The following is a 25,481-nucleotide window of genomic DNA, read 5'->3' as shown; positions in this document are numbered from 1 at the left end:
GTGGCCAGGCGCAGCGCCGGGCTGCTGCTGTACCGTGACGGCGCCGACGGCGGCATTGAGGTGCTGATCGCCCACCCCGGCGGCCCGTTCTGGGCGCGCAAGGACGACGGGGCATGGTCGATCCCCAAGGGGGAGCAGCCCGAGGGTGAGGACCCGTGGGACACCGCGCGACGTGAATTCGCCGAGGAGATCGGCCTTCAGCCGCCGGACGGCGAGCGCGCCGACCTCGGCGTGGTGCGGCAGGCCGGCGGAAAGGTGGTCACGGCGTTCGCCGTGCACGGCGACCTCGACGTCACCGACGCCCGCAGCAACACCTTCGAACTGGAGTGGCCGCCGCGGTCAGGACAGGTGCGGGAGTTTGCCGAGGTCGACCGGGTCGGCTGGTTCTCACTGGAGCAGGCGCGTACCAAGCTGTTGGCCGGGCAGCGGCCCCTGCTGGACCGGTTGGTGGAGCGCCTGGGAATCGAGCCCTAACCGCCGGTCTGGGGCGGCGGCGTTCCTTGTTGCTGCTGACGCCGCTGCGCCAAGCTGGAAACGATCATCCGGGCCAGCGTGCTCGCTCCGGCTCCTGCGGTCCCCTGGGAGGACCGTACGGCCGGCGCCGCCGGAGCATGCCACTGCGCCAGCGGGTGCAGTTCGCCGGCGAGGAACTGTCGCCGGCATTCGCCCCGCTGAATCTTGCCGCTCGAGGTGGTGGGCACCCGCATCGCCGGGACCAGCAATACGTCTTGGGTGTCCAAGCCGTGCTGTTGGCTGACCGCCGTGCGGATGGACTCGATGATTCCCGGATACTCGCTCTCGGCGACCTGCTGCCGGTAGTCCAGTTCCTGCACGATCACCAGTCGGGCGTCGGCATGCGGTTTCGGTTGCACCGAGAAGACCGCGCCGCGGTCAGTCAGCAACGCCGGATGGCTGTCCTGCACGGTCGGCTCGATGTTGTTCGGGAAGTAGTTGCTGTCGCCGATGATGACGAGGTCCTTCCACCGCCCGGTGACGAATACCTCGCCCTGGCAAAGAAATCCCATGTCTCCGGTGCGCAGGAAGGGGCCTTCACCGGTGTCCGACAGGAATCCGGCGAAGGAGTGAGCGTTCTCTACCGGCCGTGCCCAGTAGCCCTGCGCAACGCTGGGCCCGGACACCCAGATCTCGCCGACCTCGTCCGGCCCGCGCTGCTGGCGGGTCTCCGGATCGACGATCACGACCCGTTGGCCGTACACCGGTGGGCCGCAGCTGACCACCGCGACGGCGTCGGTGGTGGCGTCGACGTCGACGGTGCGGTTCTCGCTCAGCGCCTTGCTGTCGACGTAGCGGACACCGGCGACCTCCGGAGTGGTGTCGGCGGAGACCAGCAGGGTGGCCTCGGCCAGGCCATAGCACGGGAGAAACGCCTCGATGCGGAATCCCGCCGGAGCGAACGCGTCGGCGAACTCCTGAATGGTCGATGCGTGGATCGGCTCGGAACTGCTCGCGGCGGTGGTCCAGTGCGACAGATCCAGTGCCGCACGCTGCTCGGGGGTGCTCTGTTTGACGCACAACCGGTAGGCGCTGTTGGGCGCTGCGGTCGTGTTGGCGCGAAACCGAGACATGGCTTCCAGCCACGCCATCGGCCGTTGGAAGAAGACGATCGGCGACATCAATACGGTGGTGCAGCCGACGTAGATCATCTCCAGAACCCCACCGATCAGGCCCATGTCGTGCTGCTGCGGCAGGAAGTAGACGCTCGTCTCGTTCTCGTGGCCGTGGTAGGCCCGCCGGATGGACTCCAAGTTGTGCATGAGGTTGCCGTGCGTCACCACGACACCCTTCGGTGACTTGGTCGAACCGGAGGTGTACTGGATCATCGCCGTGGTGCTCGGGTCGATGTCGGGCGCCTGCCACGCTTCGGGGGAGACGGCCTGGTCGATGGCGCACCACCGTAGCGCCGATATGCCGGGCACATCGGCAGCCGCCGCCTGAAGTTGGTTCTGGGTGGTGGAGGTCGCCACCGCGAAGGTGGCCTGCGCATCGGGCGCGACCAGCTTCAGGCGGGCCAGTGGAGTGTCGACCGGCACCGCGATCGCCCCAGCGTAGAAGCAGCCGAAAATGCTGATGATGCTGTCCAGGCCCGGTCGACAGATCGCCAGCACTCGTTGCCCGGCAGCGCCTTGGCGCTGCAGTTCGGCCCCCACGGCCCGAGCCTTGGCGTCGAGTTCCCGATACGTCAGGCTGGCCGTGACGTTGTTACCGTCCGGCGCGAAGCGGAACGCGACTTTGTCCTCGTACCGGTCGGCCTGCAGCCGAAGCAAGTCCACCAGGGTGGGCGTTGTTGGAATGAACTGCTCAGGCATGCCCACACCCTAATCCGTGCGCCCAGGGGCGCTACTAGGAGCGCTTTGTCTCCGGGTGGCCGCCGCACCACTGTTCCGGTGGCACCTGTGCCTTCACCTCGGCGATGTGGTCACCGCAGCCGTCCCAGGTGGTCTTGCCGCAAACCCGACACGGCACGGGGTAGCACATCGGCGGTTCCTTTCAGGTTGTGCGCAACGCAACCGCCAGCGTATCGATGACGGTGCGGATCTTCTCGCTCACCTCGTCGGCGATCGCCGCCAACGCCGGATTGTCGATGACCTGGGCCATCAGTTGTGGGTTCATGGCCTCCACCAGCACTGTGCCCGGGTGCTCGGTGTCTTCGCGAACCACGATGTTGCACGGCAGCAGCACTCCGATGCGTTTCTCGACCGTCACGGCTCGGTGCGCCAGCGGTGGGTTGCAGGCACCCAGGATCAGGTAGCGCTCCATCTCCTCGCCGAGCTTGGCCTTCAGCGTCGCCTGCATATCGATCTCGGTCAGCACGCCGAAACCGTTGTCCTTCAAAATCTCTCGGGTCTTCTCGGTGACTGCGTCGAAATCGGCGCCGGTCACCGCAGTGCTCATTGCCACGGACATGAGACCTCCTTAGTGGTGTTGACCCCAGCCTACCAGACACCCCGGGGGGTATATACCGCCGCGGTATCGTCGCCTCATGCAAACCCTGCGCACGCCCGACGACAGGTTCGTCGGTCTCCCGGATTTCGCCTACCCGCCGCAGTTTTGCGACCTCGACGACGATGACGGCGGCACGCTGCGGGTGGCGTGGGTACAAGACGGTCCCGAAGACGGGGATCCGATCCTGATGCTGCACGGCGAGCCCTCGTGGTCGTATCTGTACCGCAAGATGATGCCGATCCTGGCCGAGGCGGGGTACCGGGTGATCTGTCCGGACCTGGTCGGGTTCGGCCGTTCCGACAAGCCGACCCGAGCCGAAGACCACACCTACGCACGCCATGTCGAGTGGATGCGCGCGCTGGCGTTCGACGTCCTGGACCTGCAGAACGTGACCCTGGTGTGTCAGGACTGGGGCGGGCTGATCGGTCTGCGGGTGCTCGCCGAGAACCAGGACCGGTTCAGTGGCGTCGTCGTGGCCAACACCGGTCTGCCCACCGGGGACATTCCGATGCCGGAGGTCTGGTGGCGCTTCCGGGAGGCGATCCAGACCGCGCCGACGATCAATGTCGGATGGTTCGTGCAGTCCGGATGTCGCCGGCCGATGAGCGATGCCGTCCGGGCCGGCTACGACGCCCCGTTCCCCGACGACAGCTACTGCGTCGGTCCCCGGACGATGCCGTCGCTGATCCCCACCACGCCGGAAGACCCCGCGGCCCCGGCAAACCGTGCGGCGTGGGCCGCCCTGTGCGCCTCGCAGACCCCGATGCTGGTCGCGTTCAGCGACGGCGACCCGATCACCGGGGCCATGGCGCCGATCTTCCAGCGCGAGATGGTTGGCGCGCACGGCCGGGCGCACCCGGTGATCCACGACGCCGGGCACTTCCTGCAGGAGGACGCCGGCGAAGAACTCGCCCGTCACGTCGTGGAGTTCCTGCGCCGCTGATCGCTTGCGCCGGCGGCGAGGGATTGCGGGCGAGTTCGGGTTGTCGCGCAAAGCCGGGCAACAGACACACCACCTGCCGGCGGTGGCTTCTGTGACAGATGAGGCCGCAGCGCCCATGATGGACACCATGGACCCGCCCGTGGCGCCGCCGGTAGCTCCGATGCTCGCCAAGGCGGCCGCCCACGTTCCCGAAGATGCGGGCTGCTGGTCCTACGAACCCAAATGGGACGGCTTTCGCGCCATCGTGTTTCGCGACGGCGGCGACGTGCTGCTGCAGTCCCGTAACGGCAAACCGCTGGGCCGCTACTTCCCGGAGCTGCTGGACGCGCTGCGCGCCGAGGTCGCCCCACGCTGCGTGCTCGACGGCGAGGTGGTGGTGCCCCGCCGGATCGGCGGGCGGACCCGGCTGGACTGGGACTCGCTGAGTCAGCGGATTCATCCCGCCGAGAGCCGGGTGCGGCTGCTGGCCGAACAGACCCCGGCGCAGTTCATCGCGTTCGATGCGCTGGCCACCGGCGAGGCCTCGCTGCTCGACGAGCCGTTCCGGGTGCGACGGAGCGCGCTGGCCGAGCTGATCGGCGGCGGCCCCAGCTGTCACGTCACCCGCGCCACCGCCGACCCCGAGCAGGCCATGCGCTGGCTCACCACGTTCGAAGGCGCCGGGCTGGACGGGGTGGTCGCCAAGCGGACCGACGGACCGTATCTGCCCGGCAAGCGCGAGATGGTCAAGGTCAAACACCACCGGGACGCTGACTGCGTGGTGATGGGGTACCGCATTCACAAGAGCGGCGCGGGCATCGGTTCGCTGCTGCTGGGGCTGTACCGCCCCGATGGTGAGCTGGCGATGGTCGGTGGCGCGGCCTCATTCAGCGACGCCGACCGGCTGGCCCTGCTGTCCGAGCTGGAGCCCCTGCGGATCGGCGACGTCCGCGACGGTGAGCCCAGCCGGTGGAATTCTGCCGCCGACAAGCAGTGGGTCCCGATCCGGCCGGAGCGAGTCGCCGAGGTCGCCTACGACCAGATGGAGGGGGATCGGTTCCGGCACACCGTGAAGCTGCTGCGCTGGCGCCCCGACCGTGACCCGGCCAGCTGCACCTTCGACCAACTCGAGGTGCCGCTGAACTACGACCTCGCCGACGTGCTGGAGGCCTGACATGGCCGAGCCCGAAGTATTGGACGTCGACGGGATCCCAGTCCGATTCACCAGCGGCGACAAGGTGTACTTCTCCAGGCTGGGCGCCGGCGGCACCAAGCGGGCGTTGGCCGACTACTACCTGGCGGTGGCCGGCGGACCACTGCTGCACGCCCTGCGCGACCGGCCCAGCCATCTGCAGCGGTTCCCCGACGGCATCGACGGCGACGAGGTCTACCAGAAGCGGCTGCCGCGCGCACACCCGGACGACCTGGAATCGTGCCGGGTCACTTTCCCGTCCGGCCGTACCGCCGACGTCCTCAAGGTCACTCGTCCCGCCGACATACTGTGGGCCGTACAGATGAGCACGGTCACCTTCCATCCCTGGCCGGTGCGCTGCCCTGACACCGACCACCCCGACGAACTGCGCGTCGATCTGGACCCGCAGCCCGGCACCGGCTTCGCCGAGGCACGCGCGGTCGCGCTGCAGGTGGTGCGCCCGCTGCTCGACGAGCTCGGGCTGGTCGGCTACGTCAAGACCTCCGGCGGCCGCGGCCTGCACGTCTACCTGCGGATCAAGACCGACTGGGACTTCATCGAGGTGCGCCGGGCCGGTATCGCGCTGGCCCGCGAGATCGAGCGGCGTGCGCCGGACACCGTCACCTCCTCGTGGTGGAAGGAAGAGCGGGGCGCGCGGATCTTCGTCGACTTCAACCAGAACGCCCGCGACCGCACCATGGCGTCGGCCTATTCGGTACGCGCCACGCCCATCGCCACCGTGTCCACGCCGTTGACATGGGAGGAGTTGTCTGAGGGCGCCGACCCGGACGACTACACCATCAGCACGGTGCCGGACCTGGTCGCACGGCGCGGCGACCCGTGGAGCTCCATCGACGACCTCGAGCAATCCCTCGAGCCCCTGCTCGAACTGGTGGCCGCCGACGAAGCTCGGGGGCTAGGGGACATGCCCTACCCGCCGAACTATCCGAAAATGCCGGGCGAGCCCAAGCGGGTGCAGCCCAGCCGGGACACCGACCGCAGTTAGCGCCTCAGAACAGCGTGCTGCAGTACGGGACCCGCTCGGTGCAGAAGGCCGCATCGAGCTCCCGAAGGGCACCGTCACGCAGTTCGGTGATGCGTTGTGCCCGGTGCAGATCGGCGGCGCGGTGGGCGCCCATGTAGATCGTTCCCAATTCACCCAGACCGAGTCGCACATCGGCCGGCCCGTCGTGCGGTGTGCATTTCCCGATCCCGTCGCGGACCTGGAGCCGGAATCGCCCGCCGGCGGCGGCCAGCGGGTCGGCAACCTCCAGGGTGAGGTCGGCATCAGCGGAGTAGCTACGCGCACCGAGCACCTCGGGCACCTTCATGATCCGGATCCAGAGAAAATCGGTAAGCCTGGTGGTCTGCGCCGCCGCCTGGTCCTTGAGTTTGAGCGGCAGCGGATCGTCGACGGGAACCCTGATGTCGATGTTGTCGAAAATTTCGAAGCCCGACAGCGTGGAGAGCAGTTCGGTGTGGGCTTCATCGGTGATGGGACAGAAATCCTGGATCACCACGGTGCCGAAGGGTGGCCGAAACGCGTGTGCCGGCGCCCCGAGCACCCGGTAGGTCATGAAGCCATCCGGATGGATGACGAAATTCAGCGGTGATGCGTTGTCGCGCTGTGACGTCCGGTCTTCCAGGAAGTCGGCCCACCAGGCGGCGTCGCGGCTGAGTTCGCCGTGCTTGGTGGCGCACCACCGGTCGAAGAGCGCGGGGAGTAGATGACCCGCCTCCTCGGCGGTCACCTCGCGAGCCCGGTTTCGGGCGGGCATCTCACGCAGCTCAGCCGAGCGGGCATCGATGTGGTGCTTCCGGTAGTAGCTGGCGACGCCGGCACCCATGATCTCGTAGGCGGGTGGCTGGGTCGGCACACCGCACAGAATCGGATAGCCACGCTCCTGCAGTATCCCGAAGCCCTGCAGGCTGATCTGTTGCCAGATTCCCCTGCCCTGATGGGTCGCGGCGACGGTGACCATGGCCAGCCAGGCGGCGTCCAGGGTGGCGCCGCCCGGCACGGTCAGATTCAGCCGGTAGTACAGCGATGTGCCGACCAGAAATGGGTGCTGCGGATCGGAGATATCTTCAGCCACCAGAACGTCGCCTACCTTGACCCGGCGTTTCCAGGCCTCGATATCGTGCGTGTCCGCCGAGGTTCCGTAAATGCGGGCTTGATTTTGGTAGACCGCCAGCCAGTCGTCCTCGGTGGCCAGTCGTATCCGGATGTTGTTGTCCGTAGTGCTCATCGTCCCTCCCTCTCGGTAGCCGGTCATGGAGTTTCTGGGGTGTGGCCAGGTCATGGTGGAACGGACGCGCACTCCGTGTCGGCGGTTTCGGCGGGCTCGGATGCCGCGTCAGCTGCCCGGCGACGCTCTCCGGCTTCGGCGGCTGCGGCCCGGCCCGGGGCGAAGCGTCGGTGCAGCCGCGTCAACGGTTTGGGTGCCCACCAGGTCCACGGGCCGGCCAGGTGAATAAAGGCCGGTACCAGCACCATTCGCACCAGGGTGGCGTCGGCCAGCACGGCGAGTGTCAGTCCGAGACCGAGCATCCGCATGAACGAGATATGCGCGGGTATCAGCGCGGCAAAGGAAATCGACATCACCAACGCCGCCGCGGTGACGACCCGACCGATGCCGGCCAAGCCCAACGTGGTGCTGGCATCGGTGGCCGCGCGTTCTTCGGCCCTGCTTCGCGACGCCGAGGCGCCTTTGGCGGTCAGCCAATACTCGTGGATCCGCGAGATCAAGAAGATTTCGTAGTCCATCGACAGCCCGAAGGCGATACAGAACAGCAGCACCGGGATATTGACGTTCAATGTCCCGGTGGGCGTCGTGCCCAACGCGCTCAGGTGACCGTCTTGGAAGATCCACACCATCGCGCCGAATGCGGCGGTCAGGGACAGCACGTTGCAGACCAGTGCCTGCAGCGGCAGCACAGCACTGCCCGTGAGCACGAACAGCAGCGCAAAGGTGACGACGGCGATCAGTCCCAGCACCGCGGGCAACCGGGTGGTGAGCGCGTCGACGCTGTCGCGATTGGTCTGCGCCAACCCCGCCATCTGCACTGAGCGCCCCTGCGGTCCGGCGACCTCGTGCAGCCGGTCCAGTTGGGCGTTGGAGGCATCCGAGAACAGCGGTGCGGTGCTGGAGACGGTCACGAATGCGCTGCCGTCGGCAATGCCGGTGGGCGCGGCGGGCGGGCCGGTCCGGCGTCCGGCCATGAACGTTCCGGTCGGGGCGGTCACCGTCGACACGTCCGCCACCCGGGAGAGCTCGGCGGCGTATCGCCCCAGGTCAGCCCCGCTCAGGCCGTCAGCCTGGGGGATCACGACCGACACCGCAATCCCCACGTCGTTGGCGAAATCGCTCTCCAGCATCTCGGCGACCTGCCGGGACGACGCCGATTCGGGCAGCACCCGCTCGTCGGGGAACCCCCATTTCACCCCGAGGAACGGTGCACCGAGCAACAGCAGCAATGCGACCACAGCCGCGCCCACCGGCAGGGCGTGACGCAACACGAACCTCGTGGACCGGTACCAGAACACCCAGCCGGCCGGCTCGTGGGCAGGACTGCGCCGCCGCGCCATTCCGAACAGCACCCGATGCGCCAGGACGCGGACGTCCAGCGCGTCGAGTCGGGGTCCCAGCAAGGCGATCGCCGCGGGGGTCACCACCACGGCGGCAATCGCCACGATGACCGCGGTGGCCACCACGGTGTAGGCCGCCGACTTCAACAGCGTCATCGGAAACAGGGCCATCACCGCCATCGACAATCCCACCGTGGTCGCCGAGAACAGCACGGTGCGCCCAGCCGTCGTCATGGTCCGCAGCAGGGCGTGTTCCCGGTCGCTGCCCCGGGTCAGTTCCTCGCGATAGCGGCTGATGATCAGCAGGGTGTAGTCGATCGCGAGGGCCAGGCCCATCGCAATGCTCAGATCCAGGGCGTAGGTCGATACCTCGGTCGCGGAGTTGATCAGCCGCAGCACCGACATGGTGCCGACGATTGCCAAGGCGCCCAAGCAGATCGGCAGCACCGCCGCCACCAGGCCGCCGAACACCCAGACCAACACGGCGAAGCTCAGCGGAATCGCAAGGGATTCCATCAGCCACAGGTCGTGTTCGTTCTGCCGGGTGATCTGGGCGTAGGCCACCGCCATACCGCCGGCGCGCACCGTGACGCCGTCGCGGTCATGCGCCAGGTCGCGGGCAAGCGCCTCCGCGTATTGCTGTGCGTCGTTCTCCCCGCCTTTGAGGTTGGCCACGATCAACCCGGATTTGGAGTCCTTGCTCACCAGTCCGTCGGCGGTCTGCGGTGGCGACGTCCACGCCGAGGAGACATTGAGCACCCACGGCGAGTGTTTCAGCTGCCCGACGATGTCGGTGGCGACGTGGCGGGCCTGGGCGCTGTGCACACCCTCCGGGGCGGTCACCACGATCAACATCTTTTGATCGGTTTGGTCGAATTTTTCCCTCAGCAGCTCGGTCGCCTGGGCCGACTCCGACGTCGGGTCCTGGAACCCGCCCGCCGACAGCTTGTTCACCACGGGGAGACCGAAGATCGCGGCCGCCAGCGCGATCAAGGCTGCGAGCGCGATGGTGCGGCGCGGCGCGGCGATGGCAAGTCGAGTGATTGCTTGCAGCATCTCCGGCGTCCCTTCTGCTGTCGGATTCCTCGGTCACGCGCTGCTGAGATGTCGAGTGCCTGCTGCACCCGTCGCCGGAACCACGGAGGCCTCACCGCGATCCGGGGGATTTGTCGCCTCGGCCGCTTCGACGCGTGCGAGCTTGATGATTGCCGCCACCATCACCAGCGTCGCCGCTGACAGGATGACTATCGGGAGACCGCCGGTGTTGAGCGTCTCGCCGAGAACGACGACACTCAGGCCCGCCGCCACAACCGGTTGCGACACCTCCAGCGCGGGCATCGACGCGGTCAGCGGTCCGGCCCGAAACGCTGCCTGCCCCAGTACGAAGCCCCCCGCCACGGTCAGCAGGCAGCCATAGAACTCGGGTGTGCGCGCCAGCTCCCACAGCCCGTCGCCCAGCCGGCTGGTGACCTGTTTGGTGAGGACGGCGAACACACCCCACAGCGATCCCGCCACGAGCGCCAGCAGCATCGCCGACAGTGCACCGTGCCGACGTCTCGCCAACGCGATGCAGCCCAGCAGCAGCGGCCCGAAAACGGCGGCCACCGCGGCCCAGGTGTGGCCCGACACGTGCGCGAGGCTGGGCCGCGGATTGCCGACGGTGACGATCAGGATGACGGCGACCGTCAGCAGTCCGGCCCACATCCATTCGCGGGCGCTCATGGTGCGGTGGGTCCACCTGGCGTTGATCACCAGTGCGAACAACACCGACGGTACGAGCATCGCCTGTACCAGCAGCACCGAATACTGGCTCAGGGCCGCAGCCTGTAGCCCGATACTCGCCGCCAGCAGTACCGCACCCCACCGCCACCGCCGATCCCGGACCAGCTGCGCCAGGAGTTCGAGGTAGCCGAGTCGGTCGTTGAACCGATACGCGGAATGCTGCTGCAGCACGTCGCCGAGTGCGATGCACGCGGCAGAACTCAATGCGAGCAGTGAGGCGATACACGCCTTGACCATGAGCGGTACCTCCGGTGACATTGAGCGGCGGGGTGACAAACCTTCACACCGCCGGCTGAGCAGGGTTGGACAGCGTTGGCGGTCAGGCGGTGGTCGCCTTTCGTTTCCCGCCGCCCCTGACTTCGATGAAGCGGGGCTGTCGAGGTTCTCGCCGAGAAGCACCTGGTGGCTGAGTACCCCGCGTTCCGGGTCGGAAACACCAGTTCGCGGCTCGGGTCGATGTCAGGTCACGAGGGCGCGGAACGATCGAGTGTTCAATCCGGTCTGTACGCAGTGACAACACGTTGTACCTCCGTGACATATCGAAGAAAATCTATGTCAATAGGTATAGGTTTCTGATACCACAGGAGATATGTTGGCGCAAGTGGAGCCTGTTCAGGCCTTGGCGGGAACGGACTCCGGCGGCCGGAGCAGCCCGACGCAGGTGGCGGTGAGCAGCCGGGTCAACGCGGTGGTGAAGTCCAAGTTCCACTCCGGCGGCACCTGCCGCTCCGCGGCATAGGCGTCGGCCAGCTTCGTCGGTGGGTGCGCCACCTGCCACAGCGGCGCTGCCAGCGAATAGGACGCCAACAACAGGTCGAAGGCACCTTGCTTGCCCAGTCGGGGCAGTGCCTGCAGCAGGGCGTCGGCCATGGTCAGCCCCGCCGCGGTGATCTTTCGCCGGATCTCGATCACCCGCTCGGCGTCTACTTCGTGGTCGAGGTGCAAGTGCAGGTTGGCCAGCATGTCGCAGAACAACGGGTCGGCGGCCAATCCGCTGGCCAGGGTGGCGGCCACCCGGTCCGGCGACATCGCTTCGGACTGTTGCAGTGCCGTGCAAACGGTGTCTGACCAGCCTTCCCAGCTCTCGGCGGCTAGTCGCAGCAGCACCTCTTTGTGGGAGCTGAAGTAACGCCGTACCGCCGAGTGGTGCACCCCGGCCCTGCCGGCCACCGCGGTCAGGGTCACCGATGCCACGCCGGTCTCTATCGCCACCGAGCGGGCGGCCTCCATCAACGCTTCAGCCCGCTGACGCTTGTTCGCGTCGCTGCGGGCGCGTTTGAAAGCGACCTGACGCACAGCGAGAGGATAACGCACATGATGTGCGTTGCGGGCCTCCGTGGGTGTGCTGTAGCGTGCGTTTACGCACGTTGATGTGGGTTAGGGTATCCAAAGCTTCCTGGTGTGAGGGGACTTCGATTTTCAAGGTACTGAGCCGGGTGTGGATACCCCTGGTGATATTGGCAGTGGTCTGCGTCGCCGCATTCGCCGTGACGCGCATCCACGGCCTGTTCGGCTCTGAGAAGCGCCCGTCCTATTCCGACGGCCAGGTCGACGAGACCAAGCCCTTCAACCCCAAGCGGTTGACCTATGAGATCTTCGGCCCGCCCGGAACGGTGGCTGACATCAGCTACTTCGACGTCAACTCCGAACCGCAACGCGTGCAAGACGTTACGCTGCCGTGGCAGCTCGAAATCGTCACCACTCTTCCCGCGGTGGTGGGAAGCATCATGGCCCAAGGCAATAGCAACAGTATCGGCTGCCGCATCATCGTGGACGGCGAAGTCAAGGCCGAACGAATCTCCAACGAGGTCAACGCCTATACCTTCTGCCTGCTGAAGGCGGCATGAGCCAGCCCGGTACGCGTCGTGCCGGCGGAGCGCCGGAGCGACCGTTCATCGCACGGACCATCCGCCGGTTCGCCATACCGATCATTCTGGCGTGGTTGGCGCTGATCGCGGTGCTCGTCGCCACCGTCCCGCCGCTGGAAGAGGTCGGCAAACAGAACGCCGTCTCGGCGAGTCCCCAAGACGCCCCGGCCATGCAGGCCATGACCGAGATGGGCCGGATCTTCCAAGAGTCGGACTCCGACAGCACCGCGATGGTCGTGCTGGAGTCCGACCACGAGCTGGGCGACGCCGAACACGAGTACTACGCCGAAGTGGTCGAGAAGCTCAAGGCCGACACCGCACACGTCCAGCACGTGCAGGACTTCTGGGGTGATCCGATGACCGCGGTCGGCGCCCAAAGCGCCGACGGCAGAGCGACTTACGTGCAACTGAATCTGGTCGGCAATATCGGCCAGGCGGCGGCGAACGACTCCGTCGAAGCCGTTCGCCAGATCGTGGACTCGGTCCAGACACCACCCGGGTTGACCGTCTACGTGACCGGCACCGCGGCGCTGGCCAAGGACATGAACCATGCCGGCGACAAGTCGATGTTCAAGATGATGGTGGTCACCATCCTGGTGATCCTGACCATGTTGTTGCTCGTCTACCGGTCGATCATCACGGTGGCGCTGCTGTTGGGCATGGTCTACATGGAACTGAACGCGGCCAGCGGAGTGGTGGCGTTCATGGGTCACCACCACTGGGTGGGGTTGACGACGTTCTCCGTCAACCTGCTGGTCTCGCTGGCGATCGCTGCCGGCACCGACTATGCGATCTTCCTGATCGGCCGCTATCACGAGGCGCGCCAAGCCGGTGAAGACCGGGAGTCGGCGTACTACACGGCATTCGGAGGCGTCGCGCACGTCATCCTGGGCTCGGGTCTGACCATCGCCGGAGCGGTGTTCTGTCTGCACTTCACCCGGATGCCCTACTTCGTCACGCTGGGTATCCCGTGCGCGGTGGGCATGCTCATCTCGGTCACCGCGGCGTTGACGCTGGGCCCGGCGATCATCACCGTCGGCAGCCGGTTCGGGCTGTTCGACCCCAAGCGCGCCACCAGCACCCGCGGTTGGCGGCGGGTGGCGACGGTGATCGTCCGCTGGCCGGGTCCGGTGCTGGTCGCCTCACTGGCGATCGCGGCCGTCGGCCTGCTGGCGCTGCCGGGTTATCAGCCGGCCTACGACGACCGGAAATACATCCCCACCGACATCCCCGCCAACGAGGGCTTCGCCGCGGCCGACCGGCATTTCTCGCAGTCGCGGATGCTGCCCGAGATCCTGCTGGTCGAAGCCGACCACGACATGCGCAACCCGTCGGACTTCCTGATCATCGACAAGCTGGCCAAGTCCATCTTCAAGGTCGTCGGGATCTCCCGGGTGCAGGCCATCACCCGCCCGCAGGGAACCCCGCTGGAACACACCTCGATCCCGTTCCAGATCAGCATGCAGAACGCCGGTCAGCTGCAGACCATGCAGTTCCAGAAGAAGCGCATGGATGACATGCTGACCCAGGCCGAGGCGATGGCCCAGACCATCGCCACCATGCGCCAGATGTATGGCTACATGAGCCAACTCGCCGCCACCACCCACGAGATGGTCGTCGACATGGACGACCTACAGGCCCAGATCTACCAGATCCGGGACCACATCGCCGATTTCGAAGACTTCTGGCGGCCCATCCGCAACTACTTCTACTGGGAACCGCACTGCTACGACATCCCGATCTGCTTCTCGTTGCGCTCGGCGTTCGACATGGTCGACAGCGTTGATCCGATGAGCGAGAGCATGGACAAGATGATCGCGCACATGGGGGACATGGACGCCCTCATGCCGCAGATGCTGACCACCTTCCCGCCGATGATCGACACCATGGACACCATGCGGACCATGATGCTGACGATGCACAGCACCATGTCCGGCATCTTCGACCAGATGGACGAGATGAGCGACAACGCCACCGCAATGGGTAAGGCGTTCGACGAGTCCAAGAACGACGACTCGTTCTACCTGCCGCCGGAGGTGTTCCAAAACCCGGACTTCAAGCGCGCGATGAAGATGTTCATCTCCCCGGATGGCAAGGCCGTCCGGATGATGATCAGCCACCGGGGCAATCCGGCTACCGCCGAAGGCATTTCGCACATCGACAAGATCCGTACCGCGGCCGAGGAAGCGCTGAAGGGCACGCCGCTCGAGGACGCCAAGATCTACCTCGGCGGTACCGCGTCGCTGTTCAAGGACATGCACGACGGCTCCAACTATGACCTGCTGATCGCCGGAATCGCCTCGCTGTGCCTGATTTTCATCATCATGCTGCTGATCACCCGGGCGCTGATCGCGGCGTTGGTGATCGTTGGCACCGTGGCGCTGTCGCTGGGCGCGTCGTTCGGGCTGTCGGTGCTGTTCTGGCAGTACCTCATCGGCATCCAGCTGCACTGGCTGGTGCTGGTGATGAGCGTGATCATCCTGCTGGCGGTGGGCTCGGACTACAACCTGCTACTGGTGGCCCGGTTCAAGGAGGAGATCCACGCCGGGCTGCATACCGGCATCATCCGGGCGATGGGCGGCACCGGGAAGGTCGTGACCTCGGCCGGGCTGGTCTTCGCCTTCACCATGACGTCGATGGCCGTGAGCGACCTGCGCATCATCGGCCAGATCGGCACCACCATCGGCCTGGGGCTGATGTTCGACACCTTGATCGTCCGGTCGTTCATGACGCCGTCGATCGCGGCGCTGCTGGGGCGCTGGTTCTGGTGGCCGATCAACGTGCTGCCGCACGTCGGCGGGAAGGCCGCCCGGCATCGACAAGCCGCCGCCCTCGCTCGCGGCGGGGACGCGGCGGACACCGAGGAGCTGGCCCACAACCGGTAGCCGGCTGTGAGCGATCGCATGCTCAGAGGCCAGAAAACAATTAGGTAGCATGACTAAAGTTATGTAGCATTGCTTACTGAGTTCGGATGGCGAGTCGGGCCGACTGCCGGCCCATTCGCCTCACCTGCTTCACCCGGCTCAGCGGTCTCACCGGCGGGTTTGGCGTCGAAAAAACGGACAGAGTGAAAGGGCCCGGGGAATGGCTACAGTGGATTCCATGCGTACGCACCGCCCGATTCTGCGGGGCATCGTCGTGACCGCTGCCGCCGTGGGCGCAGCCGTGGCCGCGGTGCTGTTGCCCGCCACCGCCTCCGCCGACGCGACCGACGACTTCCCGATCCCGCGTCGCGTGATCCGCACCGACTGCAGTGCCGAGCAGATGCTGGCCGCCAGTCGCGACCTGTCGCCGATCTACTACGAGCGCTACATGATCGACATGCACAACAAGCCGGTGCAGGTGCAGCAGGCCGCCATCGACAAGATGCACTGGTTCTTCTCGCTCAACCCCGAGCAGCGCCGGGCCTACTCCGAGGAGCTGGCGACCAACTTCGCCGACCCGCTGACGGTGTCGTGGCCCAACCACGCGAAGATCTTCTTCAACAACAAGGGCGTGGTCGCCAAGTCGACCGAGGCCTGCAGCCAGTACCCGCGCGACGACATGTCGGTGTGGGACTGGGCCCCCAAGCCGTAACAGGAGACCGATGAACGGTTCCATCCGTCGAGTCATACGGGTTCTGCTCGTCGCCGGCGCGGCGGGCGGCCTGCTCCTCGGGGCTCCGGGATCGCCCGCGGGCGCTCAACCAGCGGGGTTTCCCAACTTTGACGACTTCACCGCGGTTCCGGTGGACAACTACATCTCGACAGGCCCCAAGGGGCCGGGACGCTGGGTGAACTTCTCCACGCCCTACAACGTGGCCTGCCAATTCGACGCCATTGACCCCCCGGCGGGGTCGTCGCAGGCCATCATGTGCGACGGCGACATGCCGGGCTTGGCCAACGCGCCGCTCGGCTCGGGCGCCCCGGTGCCGGGTGGCTGCGTGATCGGGACCGTGCGCTCCCAGGGCGCGGCGGGCCTGCGGCTGAACCGCGAATCGACCGGTTGCGGCCGGCAGTTCTCCAACGGAGCCTTCTTGGGCGTCGGGCAGAAGCTGTCGTACGGCAACGTCACCTGTGCGGTGGGCACCGACCAGCTCGTCGCCTGCCTGGACACCTCGCTGGGGCATCACGGGTTCGTGCTGAGCCCGTCGGGCAGCTCGGCGTTCTGACCCTTCTACACCCAGCCTGCGCTACGGGTTGATGTTGAAGGTGGTCGTGTAGGTCCGCGGGTGATAGGGCGGCGGTGGCGCATCCGGCCCGACCGGCCAGCCCTGCGGCGTCGGCCACGTGCTGACCCGCATGGTGACCTGCTCTTGGCCGTTGGGCAGCGTCTCGACGTTGACGATGCTCGGCCCGTACGGGACGGCCGGCTGATTTCCGGGGCTCGGGATGAACCCGGGGCCGGTGAGGTCCTGTGCAGGAGCCTGGAGCAGGCCCTGCGGGCTGCCCGCGGTGACGCCCACGATCTGCCCGCCGTCGCTCGCGCTGGTCAACAGATACCCGCCCTGGGGTAGGGCCACGATCTGATTCTCCCGATCGGCGGGACCGAGATTGCTGAAGGTGCCGACCTCGTGCAGGCTGTTCATCCACGCATTGGGTGGGTCACCGGCGGCGACCGGAGCCGACTGCCACAGGGCGCGCTGACCGTCCTGACCGACGTTCCCGACGATGATCATGGTTCCGGATGCCGGGTCGTAGACGCCGCTGGCCTGGGAGATGCCCACCTTGGTGTCCGAGCCGAGCGGGGTGCCCAGCAGCGGTCCCAAATCCGTTGCCGGATCGGCCAGATTCTGCACCCGCGACTCCGGCGCGATGTAGTTGTCCGGTGAGGTGCCGGGCCCGTAGGGCCGCACACTGTAGAACGCGTATTGCTGACCGTCGGGGCCCACCGCGGTACCGGTCGGCAGTGCCCGGAATCCCTCGTCGACGGGGAAGGGGTTGTCGATATCGGGTTTGCCGGGGATGTGCAGGCGGGGGTGGCCGGTCTCGGGGTCGCCGGTGATGACGATGCCGGTGCCCGGGATCGTCGCGCCCAGGTCGTAGGGCGAACCGTCCTGCTTCTCCGGCATCGGCGGGCTGCCCACGCCGGCGATGGTGGGATCGTGCGGCTGCTGACCGTCAGCCGGAATCGTGTTGTCCACCAGCCGGATACGCGGGTCCTGGCCGTCCTCACCACTGCCGAGCCGGTAGTGGCTGGTCAGGGTCTGCACCAGCTGAGCCCGGTGCCGGCTGTCGGCGACGGCGTCGGAGACCACCCGGTGGATCTCGCGGGTCTTGGCGGTCAGGAATCGCTGGAACTGGCGGGAACCGGCAGGGGTGTCCAGGCCCGGCCAGGTGGCCGCCGACTGACGGATCTCGGCCTCGATGGCGTCGAGGCGCTGCCGTGAACTCACGTTGTTCTGCACGGCCTGCCGCAGGATCGTCTGGAATTCGTTGTCGGCCGCTACCGATGCCGCTAGCCGGTTCGCGAGCGCCTCTTCACGCGCGCGCGCCGCATCCGCGAACGCACCGAGGTTCTCGGCCATAGCGCACAGGCTAGTCGGGCCGGGTTGGGCTTACTGGCCCTTTTTCGCCCGGCGCTTGCCGGACGGGCGCAGCTTGTCGTCGGCGGTCGATGCCGGCTCGCCCGCCTCTTCGCCCGCCGACTCGTCGATCTCCGCGGTTTCGGTCTCGGCGTCGGCGTCGTCGGCTTCGGTGGCGTCAGCGTCGACGTCGTCGTCAGCGTCGTCAGCGTCGACGGTCTCTTCGGACTCGTCGTCGGCCTCAGAGCCTTCGGAGTCCTCGGCCTTCGCGTCGCCGGACTTCTTGCCCCACCGACGCCGTTGCTTGGGCTGCTTGTCGGCCTTGGGCTTGATCGGTTTGGGCGGTGGCGGCGGCATTTCGGCGACGAACGCCAGGTAGAACGCGCCGATCCCCAGCAGGGCGATCGCGGCCGCGGCCCCGTAGATCCCGAACAGCCACATGCCGAAGCTGTCCAGCGACAACCAGATCTCGCTCACCGCGGTCCCGACGATCAACGCTCCGGCCACCAGGTGCGCGATGATCGAGCCGGTCAGCAGCGACAGCGCCAACTGCGGGGTGCCGTACTCGGGCTTGCGGGCCTGCTTCAACACCGCTGCCACCGGCAGGGCCGTTGCCCCGACCAGCAGCCCGAGGATTACCCGCATCACGGTGCCCAACACATGCGGGCTGTAGCCGGTCAGCTCCCACCACCGCGGCAGGACAAACAGGAAGTACAGGATGGCGGCGAGGGTCGAGAGCGACGCGTGCCAAACCGTGGCGACGGTACGACTCACGCCACCTCCCATGCTCGTCAGCTAGTGATTCAGGTGCGACCGGACCTTGATCTTTTCGGTCCGGCCGCACCTGAATCGGGTGCGGAGGATAGGGGATTTGAACCCCTGAGGGCTATTAACCCAACCCGCGTTCCAGGCGAGCGCCATAGGCCACTAGGCGAATCCTCCGTCGGCAATGGTAGCTGAGTCCCCTGCCGGGCCCGCGCACTGCTCTTCCCGCCCGGCTTCGCCGCGCCTGTAAACACCGCTAGACTCACCTGCGGACCCCGCGCGGCGTCCATCCTGTGAACTCCCCCAGGGCCGGAAGGCAGCAAGGGTCAATGGGCTCTGGCGGGTGCGCGGGGTCCCCTTATATGTCGGGCCTTCGACGCTGAAAGGCGCACCCGTGTCGCTGCATACCCTCAACCGTGCCGACCTGACCGCGCAATATGAGCGCTACCAGCGGGATTACGCCGAGCTGCAGGCCAAGAAGCTGTCCCTGGACCTCACCCGCGGCAAGCCGGCGCCCGAGCAGCTCGACCTGGCCAACGGCCTGCTGGCCCTGCCCGGCCCGGACGACTACCGCGGCGACGACGGCACCGACACCCGCAACTACGGCGGCCTGCACGGTCTGCCCGAGCTGCGGTCCCTCTTCGGGGAGCTGCTCGGCATCGCGGTGCCCAACCTGATCGCCGGCAACAACGCCAGCTTGGAGTTCATGCACGACGTCGTCGTCTACTCGATGCTGCACGGCGGCGTGGACTCGCCGCGGCCGTGGGGGGCGGAGCCGGTCGTCAAGTTCCTGTGCCCGGTGCCCGGCTATGACCGGCACTTCGCGATCACCGAGACCCTGGGCATCGAGATGATCTCGGTCCCGATGCGCGAGGACGGCCCGGACGTCGACCTGATCGAGGAGCTCGTCGCCGCAGACCCGGCGATCAAGGGCATGTGGACCGTGCCGGTGTTCGGCAACCCGACGGGCATCACCTACTCCTGGGAGACCGTGCGCCGGCTGGTGCAGATGAAGACCGCCGCACCCGACTTCCGGCTGTTCTGGGACAACGCCTACGCGGTGCACACCCTGACCAGCGAGTTCCCCCATCAGATCGATGTGCTCGGGCTCGCCGCGGCCGCGGGCAACCCGAACCGGCCCTACGTGTTCGCCTCCACCTCGAAGATCACCTTCGCCGGCGCCGGTGTCAGCTTCTTCGGCGGCTCGCTGGGCAACATCGCCTGGTACCTGCAGTACGCCGGCAAGAAGTCGATCGGCCCGGACAAGGTCAACCAGCTGCGCCACCTGCGGTTCTTCGGCGACGCTGACGGCGTGCGGCTGCACATGCGCCGCCACCAGGAGATCCTGGCGCCCAAGTTCGAGCTGGCTGCCGAGATCCTGGAGAACCGGCTCGGCGAGTCCAAGATCGCGTCGTGGACCGACCCCAAGGGCGGCTACTTCATCAGCCTGGACGTCTGGCCGGGCACCGCGCGCCGCACCGTCGCGCTGGCCAAGGACGCCGGCATCGCGGTCACCGAGGCCGGTGCGTCGTTCCCGTACCGCAAGGACCCCGAAGACAAGAACATCCGGATCGCCCCGTCGTTCCCGTCGCTGGACGATCTGCGCAACGCCGTCGACGGCCTGGCCACCTGTGCGCTACTGGCCGCCGCTGAGCACCTGCTGGGCTGACATGACGGGCGTCTGGGGCCGCACGGCGGTGGCGGCAGCTTTCCTCATGCTGGGCCCGGTACCGGCGGCGCACGCGTTGCCGGGTCCGCCGGTCGACCCGCGCCCGGTGCCGGTCGTTGACATCGGACCCGACGGCGGCGAGTCGCTGCCACCGAGGGCCGCCGAAGAACTCGACGTCTTCCGCCGCGACGCCGCCGACGGCGCGCTGGGAAATCCCGTGATGTACGGCGACGGCCAGTGTTATCCGCTCGTGCAGCGCTACATACAGGCGCTGGGTCCGTGGCGGAACAGAGACCCCAGCGGCAACGCCTTCGATCTCTACGAGCATTTCCCCACCAACGGTCTGGCGCAGTTTTTCGACCAGGTGCCGTTCGACGGTGGGCTCAACGAGCCGCGGGTCGGGGACGTCGTGGTCTACGGCCCCGGGGGGTTTGTCAGCGAGCACGGGCACGCCGGGGTGGTGACGGCCGTTCGTGGCAGCGGCAGCCTGCTGCGGTATGAGATCGCCGAACAGAACTCCGGCGGCCGGTTGTTCGTGACGCTGAACTGGCGTGACGTCAGCCCCATGTGGAACACGCTGGGGTATCTGCGCCCCAAGGTGTAGCGCTGTGCCTGCCGGGCCTGCACCGTCGTCGGGCCGAGCAAGTAACCTGCTGGCGTGGCGCTCTACCGCAAATACCGTCCGGCAACCTTCGCCGAAGTGGTGGGGCAGGAGCACGTCACCGAACCCCTGTGCACCGCCTTGGCGGCGGGCCGGATCAACCACGCCTACCTGTTCTCCGGGCCCCGCGGCTGCGGCAAGACGTCGTCGGCGCGCATCCTGGCCCGATCGCTGAACTGCGCGCAGGGGCCGACCCCGACGCCGTGCGGAACCTGCGACTCGTGCGTGGCGTTGGCCCCCAACGGGCCGGGCAGCATCGACGTCGTCGAGCTCGACGCGGCCAGCCACGGTGGCGTCGACGACACCCGCGATCTGCGGGATCGCGCCTTCTACGCGCCCGCCCAGTCGCGCTACCGGATCTTCATCATCGACGAAGCGCACATGGTGACCACCGCGGGTTTCAACGCGCTGCTCAAGATCGTCGAGGAGCCGCCCGACCACCTGATCTTCGTGTTCGCCACCACCGAGCCGGAGAAGGTGCTGCCGACCATTCGGTCGCGCACCCACCACTATCCGTTCCGGCTGCTCGCGCCGCGGACCATGCGGGAGCTGATCGGCCGGATCTGCGAGCAGGAGCACGTCGCCGTCGACGACGCGGTGTACCCCCTGGTGATTCGTGCCGGTGGCGGTTCGCCGCGCGACACCCTCTCCGTGCTCGACCAGCTGCTGGCCGGCTCGGAGCCAATGCCCGGCAGCCCCGACATCAGCCACGTCCGCTACCAGCGGGCGCTGGGCCTGCTGGGGGCCACCGATGTCGCCCTGATCGACGAGGCGGTCGACGCCCTGGCCGCCGGGGATGCCGCATCGCTGTTCGGCGCCGTGGAGGCCGTCGTCGACGCCGGCCATGACCCGCGCCGGTTCGCCATCGACCTGCTGGAGCGGTTCCGGGACCTGATCGTGCTGCAGGCGGTCCCCGACGCGGTCGCCAAGGGTGTGGTCGACGCGCCGGAGGACATGCTGGAGCGGATGCACGAGCAGGCTGCCCGGCTCGGTCCGGCCACCCTGGCCCGCTACGCCGAGGTGGTGCACGCCGGCCTCGGCGAGATGCGGGGGGCGACCGCCCCGCGGCTGCTGCTGGAGGTGGTGTGCGCCCGGCTGCTGTTGCCCTCGGCCGCCGACACCGAAGCCGCACTCCTGCAACGGGTCGAGCGCATCGAGGGCCGGCTGGACATGTCGATCCCGGCGGGGACGGTGCGGACCGGGGCTGCGGCGTCCCAGGGCGCGCCGTCTGCCGCCGCCGGCGTCGCGCCGGCAGCACCAGCCGCGTCGGCCGGCAAGCAGTTCACCCGCCGCTCTGCGCGGGCAGCTGAGCCCGCGCCCGAGCCGCCGCCGGTGCCCGCCGCTGCCCCCGCGCCCGAGCCGGTGTCGGCACCCGCCGCGGCGGCGCCCGAGCCCGAACCCGCTCCGCCACCCGCGCCGGCCCCTGCACCGCAGCCCGAGCCCGAGCCCGCGCCGCCCGCACCCGCTGCCGCAGTCAGCCCCGGGGAACCCGACGCCGCCGCCGTGCGCGCGATGTGGACCACGGTGCGCGACAAGGTACGTCAGCGCAGCCGCTCCACCGAGGCGATGCTGGCCGGCGCGACCGTGCGCACGGTGGACGGCAACACCCTGGTGCTGACCCACGAAACGGCCGCACTGGCCAGGCGACTCTCCGAACCGCGCAACGCCGACGTCATCACCGAGGCGCTCAAGGATGCCCTCGGGGTCAACTGGCGGGTGCGTTGCGAGGCCGGCGGACCATCCCCGGAAGCGGGCCGCCCGGCTGCGCCCGCTCAGGCCGATGTGGAATCGGCGCGGCGCGCCGACGAGGAGGCCATGCTGGCCGAGGCCGCCGCCGCGGGCGCCGACGCCCCGCCTCGCCGCGACCCCGAAGAAGTGGCCCTGGAGTTGTTGCAGAACGAGCTGGGCGCCCGCCGGATCAGCGGCGACTGAAGGCTGCTTTTTCTAGGGGGTCCACCAGGGCCGCAGCGGCAGGCCCCCATCCCCACCCTGCTTGTCGACGTTGCCGGCCAGCACGTGGTGTAACTGACATTGGTTGCGCTCGAAGCCGATTACCGCCGCCGCCATGTACAGTCCCCACACCTTGGCGCGGCCCAGGCCGACTTCGGCGACGGCCTCGTCCCAGTGGTCCACCAGGTTCTGGCACCAGCCGCGCAGCGTCTTGGCGTAGTGGAGCCGGAAGTCCTCCTCGTGCAGGACCTCGAGACCGGTCTGCTGGATCTCGGCGGTGATGGTTCCCACCCCGGTGATCTCGCCGTCGGGGAAGACGTACCGGTCGGTGAATGGGTCGCCCTTGTAGATCGAATTGTCCGCCGTTGTGATGCAGTGGTTGAGCAGCAGACCACCGGTGCGCAGTTTCGACTTGAGGAAACGGAAGTAGGACGGGTAGTTCTTCACCCCGATGTGCTCAGTCATTCCGATCGAAGAGACGGCGTCGAACTCGGTCTCTCGCACGTCCCGGTAGTCGCAGTGCCGGACTTCAGCGAACTCGGAGAGCCCTTCATCGGCGATCGCCTGCTGCGCCCAGGCGACCTGCTCTGCAGCCAGGGTGGCGCCGAGCGCGTGCACCCCGCGGCGCGCGGCGTAGCGCACCATGCCGCCCCAGCCGCAGCCGACGTCAAGCAGGCGATCTCCGGGCTTCAGGCGGAGCTTGTCGAAGATCAGCCGATACTTGTTCTCCTGGGCTTCTTCCAGCGTCGCGTCGGCGGTCGGGTAGATGGCGCAGGTGTAGGTCATCGACGGACCCAGCACCCACTCGTAGAAGGCGTTCGACACGTCGTAGTGGTGATGAATCGCGTCCGCGTCCCGAGACTTGCTGTGCCGCAGCCCGCTGGCGGTGCGTCGCCATTTAGGTGGCGCCTCCTCCGGGGGCGGAGCGATCGGCTTGAGATTCCTCAGCCCGATGGAGCGGACGATGTTGGCCATATCGCGCGGCGACGGGTGCTTGAATTCGAGGTCCGCCATGGCGTTGAGCACCTCGTAGGGATTTCCCGGATGGACACCACGCAGTTCCAGGTCACCCGAGACGTAGGCCCGGGCTATGCCGAGTTGGCCCAGTGAGGTGGCCAGATACGCGGTGGCGCGCGGATTCAGCAGATCGACTCCTAGTTCTGCGTCATCGGGGCCGGCACTGCTGCCGTCGTAGGCAGAGATCTTCAGCGGTGGCTGCCCCCCGCCGGCCAGTAGCACCAGAATCTCAGCTAGCCCCAGCTTGCCGTTCGCGGTGGTGTTCGTGCTTCTGATGAGTGTTTTAGCCGTCATGAGTTACCCCCCGTTGTTCAGATGCGGGTAACCGCCCGGGCAGCACCTCAAACCCGGGTAACGTGGCACCCCAATGGGCGATATGACCGAAACGACCACCTGCGCGATCGTCGGTGGTGGACCCGCAGGCATGGTGCTTGGGTTGTTGCTGGCGCGGGCCGGCGTGCGGGTGACCCTGCTGGAGAAGCACGCCGACTTCCTGCGCGACTTCCGTGGCGACACCGTGCATCCCACCACGCTGCGACTCCTCGACGAGCTCGGGCTCTGGGAGCGCTTTGCGACGTTGTCGCACAGCGAGATCCACCAGGTCAGCCTGGATGTGGCCGGGCGCGACGTCACCGTGGTCGACTTCGGCCGGTTGCGGCGCCAGCCGCACCCCTACGTTGCGATGGTGCCGCAGTGGGACCTGCTCAACCTGCTTGCCGAATCCGCGCAGACCGAGCCGACGTTCACCTTGCGGATGCAGACCGAAGTCACCGGGCTGCTGCACGAGGACGGTCGGGTGGCCGGAGTGCGTTACCGCGACACCGACGGTACCGGCGAACTGCGTGCCGATCTCACGGTGGCCTGCGACGGGCGCTGGTCGGTCGCGCGGCACGAGGCCGGCTTGCACTCACGCGAGTTTCCGGTGAACTTCGATGTCTGGTGGTTCCGCCTGCCGAACGACCGCGCCGCCCAGCCCACCCTGTTGCCCCGACTGGGGCCGGGGCGGGCCGCGATCATGATTCCGCGCGACAGTTATTTTCAGGTCGCCTATCTGGGGCGCAAGGGCACCGACGCGGACAGGCGAGCGCGCGGTATCGAGGCGTTCCGCCGTGACGTGGTCGAGCTCATTCCGGAAGCCGCGGATTCGGTGCAGGCGCTGCGGAGCATGGACGACGTCAAACACCTCGATGTCCGGGTGAACCGGTTGCGGCACTGGAGTATTGACGGGCTGTTGTGCATCGGAGACGCCGCGCACGCCATGTCGCCGGTGGGTGGTGTCGGCATCAATCTGGCGGTGCAGGATGCAGTGGCCGCGGCGACCCTCCTGGCCGAGCCGCTGCGGCAAGGCCGGGTGACCCCTCGTGACCTGGCCGCCGTGCAACGGCGTCGACAGCTGCCCACCGTCGTCACCCAGTCCGTCCAGCGCCTGGCGCACCGAGCGCTGAACCCGATCTTGAACGGCAAGAACCTCAGCCCGCCGGCGAGTGTGGGCACCCTGGTCGCGATGTTTCCCTGGCTGTCGGCGATTCCGGCCTATCTGGTCGGTGTGGGGGTGCGGCCGGAGCGGGCGCCGGCCTTCGCGCGCCGCCAGTAACCGCT

The 25,481-nt window shown here is 67.5% G+C and carries 22 protein-coding genes, 1 tRNA gene and 1 other RNA gene; 13 read left to right on the top strand and 11 right to left on the bottom strand.

The window, feature by feature from the left end:
• Window positions 1–474 (top strand): NUDIX hydrolase, encoded by a 474-nt coding sequence (locus tag K3U94_RS22040; RefSeq protein ID WP_220695032.1) that lies wholly within the window; start codon window positions 1–3, stop codon window positions 472–474.
• On the opposite strand, the gene K3U94_RS22035 is transcribed toward K3U94_RS22040, so the two are convergent.
• The 3 genes from K3U94_RS22035 to K3U94_RS22030 are packed head-to-tail and all read right to left on the bottom strand — an operon-like array spanning window position 471 to window position 2,925.
• Complete coding sequence (locus tag K3U94_RS22035; protein ID WP_220695031.1) at window positions 471–2,327, bottom strand: fatty acyl-AMP ligase; 1,857 nt, start codon at window positions 2,325–2,327, stop codon at window positions 471–473. The genes K3U94_RS22040 and K3U94_RS22035 overlap by 4 nt on opposite strands.
• A 34-nt stretch (window positions 2,328–2,361) precedes the next feature.
• The gene (locus tag K3U94_RS24470; RefSeq protein WP_491562383.1) at window positions 2,362–2,496 is read right to left on the bottom strand and encodes a DUF8730 family Cys-rich protein; all 135 of its coding nucleotides are present in this window, start codon (window positions 2,494–2,496) and stop codon (window positions 2,362–2,364) included.
• A gap of 12 nt (window positions 2,497–2,508) precedes the next feature.
• Window positions 2,509–2,925, bottom strand: a complete 417-nt coding sequence (locus K3U94_RS22030; protein WP_047319757.1) for a DUF302 domain-containing protein — start codon at window positions 2,923–2,925, stop codon at window positions 2,509–2,511.
• A gap of 76 nt (window positions 2,926–3,001) precedes the next feature.
• Between K3U94_RS22030 and K3U94_RS22025 the strand changes: the two genes are divergently transcribed.
• The 3 genes from K3U94_RS22025 (at window position 3,002) to K3U94_RS22015 (ending at window position 6,084) form a co-directional block, all read left to right on the top strand.
• On the top strand, window positions 3,002–3,907 hold the full coding sequence (locus K3U94_RS22025; RefSeq protein ID WP_220695030.1) for a haloalkane dehalogenase: 906 nt from the start codon (window positions 3,002–3,004) through the stop codon (window positions 3,905–3,907).
• Between the two features lie 118 nt (window positions 3,908–4,025).
• Complete coding sequence (locus K3U94_RS22020) at window positions 4,026–5,060, top strand: ATP-dependent DNA ligase (RefSeq protein ID WP_220696909.1); 1,035 nt, start codon at window positions 4,026–4,028, stop codon at window positions 5,058–5,060.
• A 1-nt stretch (window position 5,061) separates the two neighbouring features.
• Window positions 5,062–6,084, top strand: coding sequence for a DNA polymerase domain-containing protein (locus tag K3U94_RS22015; protein ID WP_220695029.1), 1,023 nt, complete (start codon window positions 5,062–5,064; stop codon window positions 6,082–6,084).
• Window positions 6,085–6,088: 4 nt separating this feature from the next.
• Here K3U94_RS22015 and K3U94_RS22010 read toward each other — a convergent pair whose 3' ends face one another.
• The 4 genes from K3U94_RS22010 to K3U94_RS21995 form a co-directional block, all read right to left on the bottom strand.
• Window positions 6,089–7,327, bottom strand: a complete 1,239-nt coding sequence (locus K3U94_RS22010) for a GNAT family N-acetyltransferase (protein ID WP_220695028.1) — start codon at window positions 7,325–7,327, stop codon at window positions 6,089–6,091.
• 50 nt (window positions 7,328–7,377) lie between these two features.
• Window positions 7,378–9,723: an MMPL family transporter gene (locus K3U94_RS22005; protein ID WP_220695027.1), complete on the bottom strand. Its 2,346-nt coding sequence runs from the start codon at window positions 9,721–9,723 to the stop codon at window positions 7,378–7,380.
• 33 nt (window positions 9,724–9,756) lie between these two features.
• Window positions 9,757–10,686 carry a DMT family transporter gene (locus tag K3U94_RS22000; protein ID WP_220695026.1) on the bottom strand — a complete coding sequence of 310 codons (930 nt, stop codon included), beginning with the start codon at window positions 10,684–10,686 and terminating at the stop codon, window positions 9,757–9,759.
• A 375-nt stretch (window positions 10,687–11,061) separates the two neighbouring features.
• Window positions 11,062–11,763, bottom strand: coding sequence for a TetR/AcrR family transcriptional regulator (locus tag K3U94_RS21995; RefSeq protein ID WP_220695025.1), 702 nt, complete (start codon window positions 11,761–11,763; stop codon window positions 11,062–11,064).
• Window positions 11,764–11,819: 56 nt separating this feature from the next.
• On the opposite strand from K3U94_RS21995, the gene K3U94_RS21990 reads away from it, so the two are divergent.
• The 4 genes from K3U94_RS21990 (at window position 11,820) to K3U94_RS21975 (ending at window position 16,467) form a co-directional block, all read left to right on the top strand.
• Window positions 11,820–12,296 carry an MmpS family transport accessory protein gene (locus K3U94_RS21990; RefSeq protein ID WP_047319764.1) on the top strand — a complete coding sequence of 159 codons (477 nt, stop codon included), beginning with the start codon at window positions 11,820–11,822 and terminating at the stop codon, window positions 12,294–12,296.
• Complete coding sequence (locus K3U94_RS21985) at window positions 12,293–15,202, top strand: MMPL/RND family transporter (protein ID WP_220695024.1); 2,910 nt, start codon at window positions 12,293–12,295, stop codon at window positions 15,200–15,202. Before K3U94_RS21990 ends, K3U94_RS21985 begins: the two co-directional genes overlap by 4 nt.
• A 217-nt stretch (window positions 15,203–15,419) precedes the next feature.
• The gene (locus K3U94_RS21980; RefSeq protein WP_047319766.1) at window positions 15,420–15,893 is read left to right on the top strand and encodes a DUF5078 domain-containing protein; all 474 of its coding nucleotides are present in this window, start codon (window positions 15,420–15,422) and stop codon (window positions 15,891–15,893) included.
• 10 nt (window positions 15,894–15,903) lie between these two features.
• Entirely contained in the window at window positions 15,904–16,467 is a 564-nt protein-coding gene (locus tag K3U94_RS21975) for a hypothetical protein (RefSeq protein WP_220695023.1), read from the top strand.
• Between the two features lie 21 nt (window positions 16,468–16,488).
• On the opposite strand, the gene K3U94_RS21970 is transcribed toward K3U94_RS21975, so the two are convergent.
• From K3U94_RS21970 to K3U94_RS21960, 3 genes are all read right to left on the bottom strand, one after another.
• The gene (locus tag K3U94_RS21970) at window positions 16,489–17,823 is read right to left on the bottom strand and encodes a DUF4226 domain-containing protein (protein WP_220695022.1); all 1,335 of its coding nucleotides are present in this window, start codon (window positions 17,821–17,823) and stop codon (window positions 16,489–16,491) included.
• 30 nt (window positions 17,824–17,853) lie between these two features.
• Window positions 17,854–18,594 carry a lipid uptake coordinator LucA gene (gene lucA, locus K3U94_RS21965; protein WP_220695021.1) on the bottom strand — a complete coding sequence of 247 codons (741 nt, stop codon included), beginning with the start codon at window positions 18,592–18,594 and terminating at the stop codon, window positions 17,854–17,856.
• Between the two features lie 82 nt (window positions 18,595–18,676).
• Window positions 18,677–18,762, bottom strand: a tRNA-Ser gene (locus K3U94_RS21960).
• Window positions 18,763–18,852: 90 nt separating this feature from the next.
• Here K3U94_RS21960 and ffs point away from each other — a divergent pair.
• The 4 genes from ffs (at window position 18,853) to K3U94_RS21940 (ending at window position 22,847) form a co-directional block, all read left to right on the top strand.
• Window positions 18,853–18,947: signal recognition particle sRNA small type (gene ffs, locus K3U94_RS21955), an RNA gene on the top strand.
• 32 nt (window positions 18,948–18,979) lie between these two features.
• A complete protein-coding gene (locus K3U94_RS21950) occupies window positions 18,980–20,254 on the top strand; it encodes an aspartate aminotransferase type Ic (protein ID WP_220695020.1) in 1,275 nt (424 codons plus the stop codon).
• 1 nt (window position 20,255) lies between these two features.
• On the top strand, window positions 20,256–20,858 hold the full coding sequence (locus K3U94_RS21945; RefSeq protein WP_220695019.1) for a CHAP domain-containing protein: 603 nt from the start codon (window positions 20,256–20,258) through the stop codon (window positions 20,856–20,858).
• Window positions 20,859–20,912: 54 nt separating this feature from the next.
• A complete protein-coding gene (locus K3U94_RS21940; protein WP_220695018.1) occupies window positions 20,913–22,847 on the top strand; it encodes a DNA polymerase III subunits gamma/tau in 1,935 nt (644 codons plus the stop codon).
• 12 nt (window positions 22,848–22,859) lie between these two features.
• Here the strand turns inward: K3U94_RS21940 and K3U94_RS21935 are convergent, their stop codons facing one another.
• Complete coding sequence (locus K3U94_RS21935; protein WP_220695017.1) at window positions 22,860–24,176, bottom strand: class I SAM-dependent methyltransferase; 1,317 nt, start codon at window positions 24,174–24,176, stop codon at window positions 22,860–22,862.
• A gap of 82 nt (window positions 24,177–24,258) precedes the next feature.
• On the opposite strand from K3U94_RS21935, the gene K3U94_RS21930 reads away from it, so the two are divergent.
• Window positions 24,259–25,476: an FAD-dependent oxidoreductase gene (locus K3U94_RS21930; RefSeq protein ID WP_220695016.1), complete on the top strand. Its 1,218-nt coding sequence runs from the start codon at window positions 24,259–24,261 to the stop codon at window positions 25,474–25,476.
• The last annotated feature ends 5 nt before the right edge of the window (window positions 25,477–25,481 follow it).

It is taken from the genome of Mycolicibacter heraklionensis, assembly GCF_019645815.1.
GTDB lineage: Bacteria > Actinomycetota > Actinomycetes > Mycobacteriales > Mycobacteriaceae > Mycobacterium > Mycobacterium heraklionense.
Note: the sequence above shows the minus strand (reverse complement) of the source record. Positions and strands in the feature narration are given on the sequence as shown.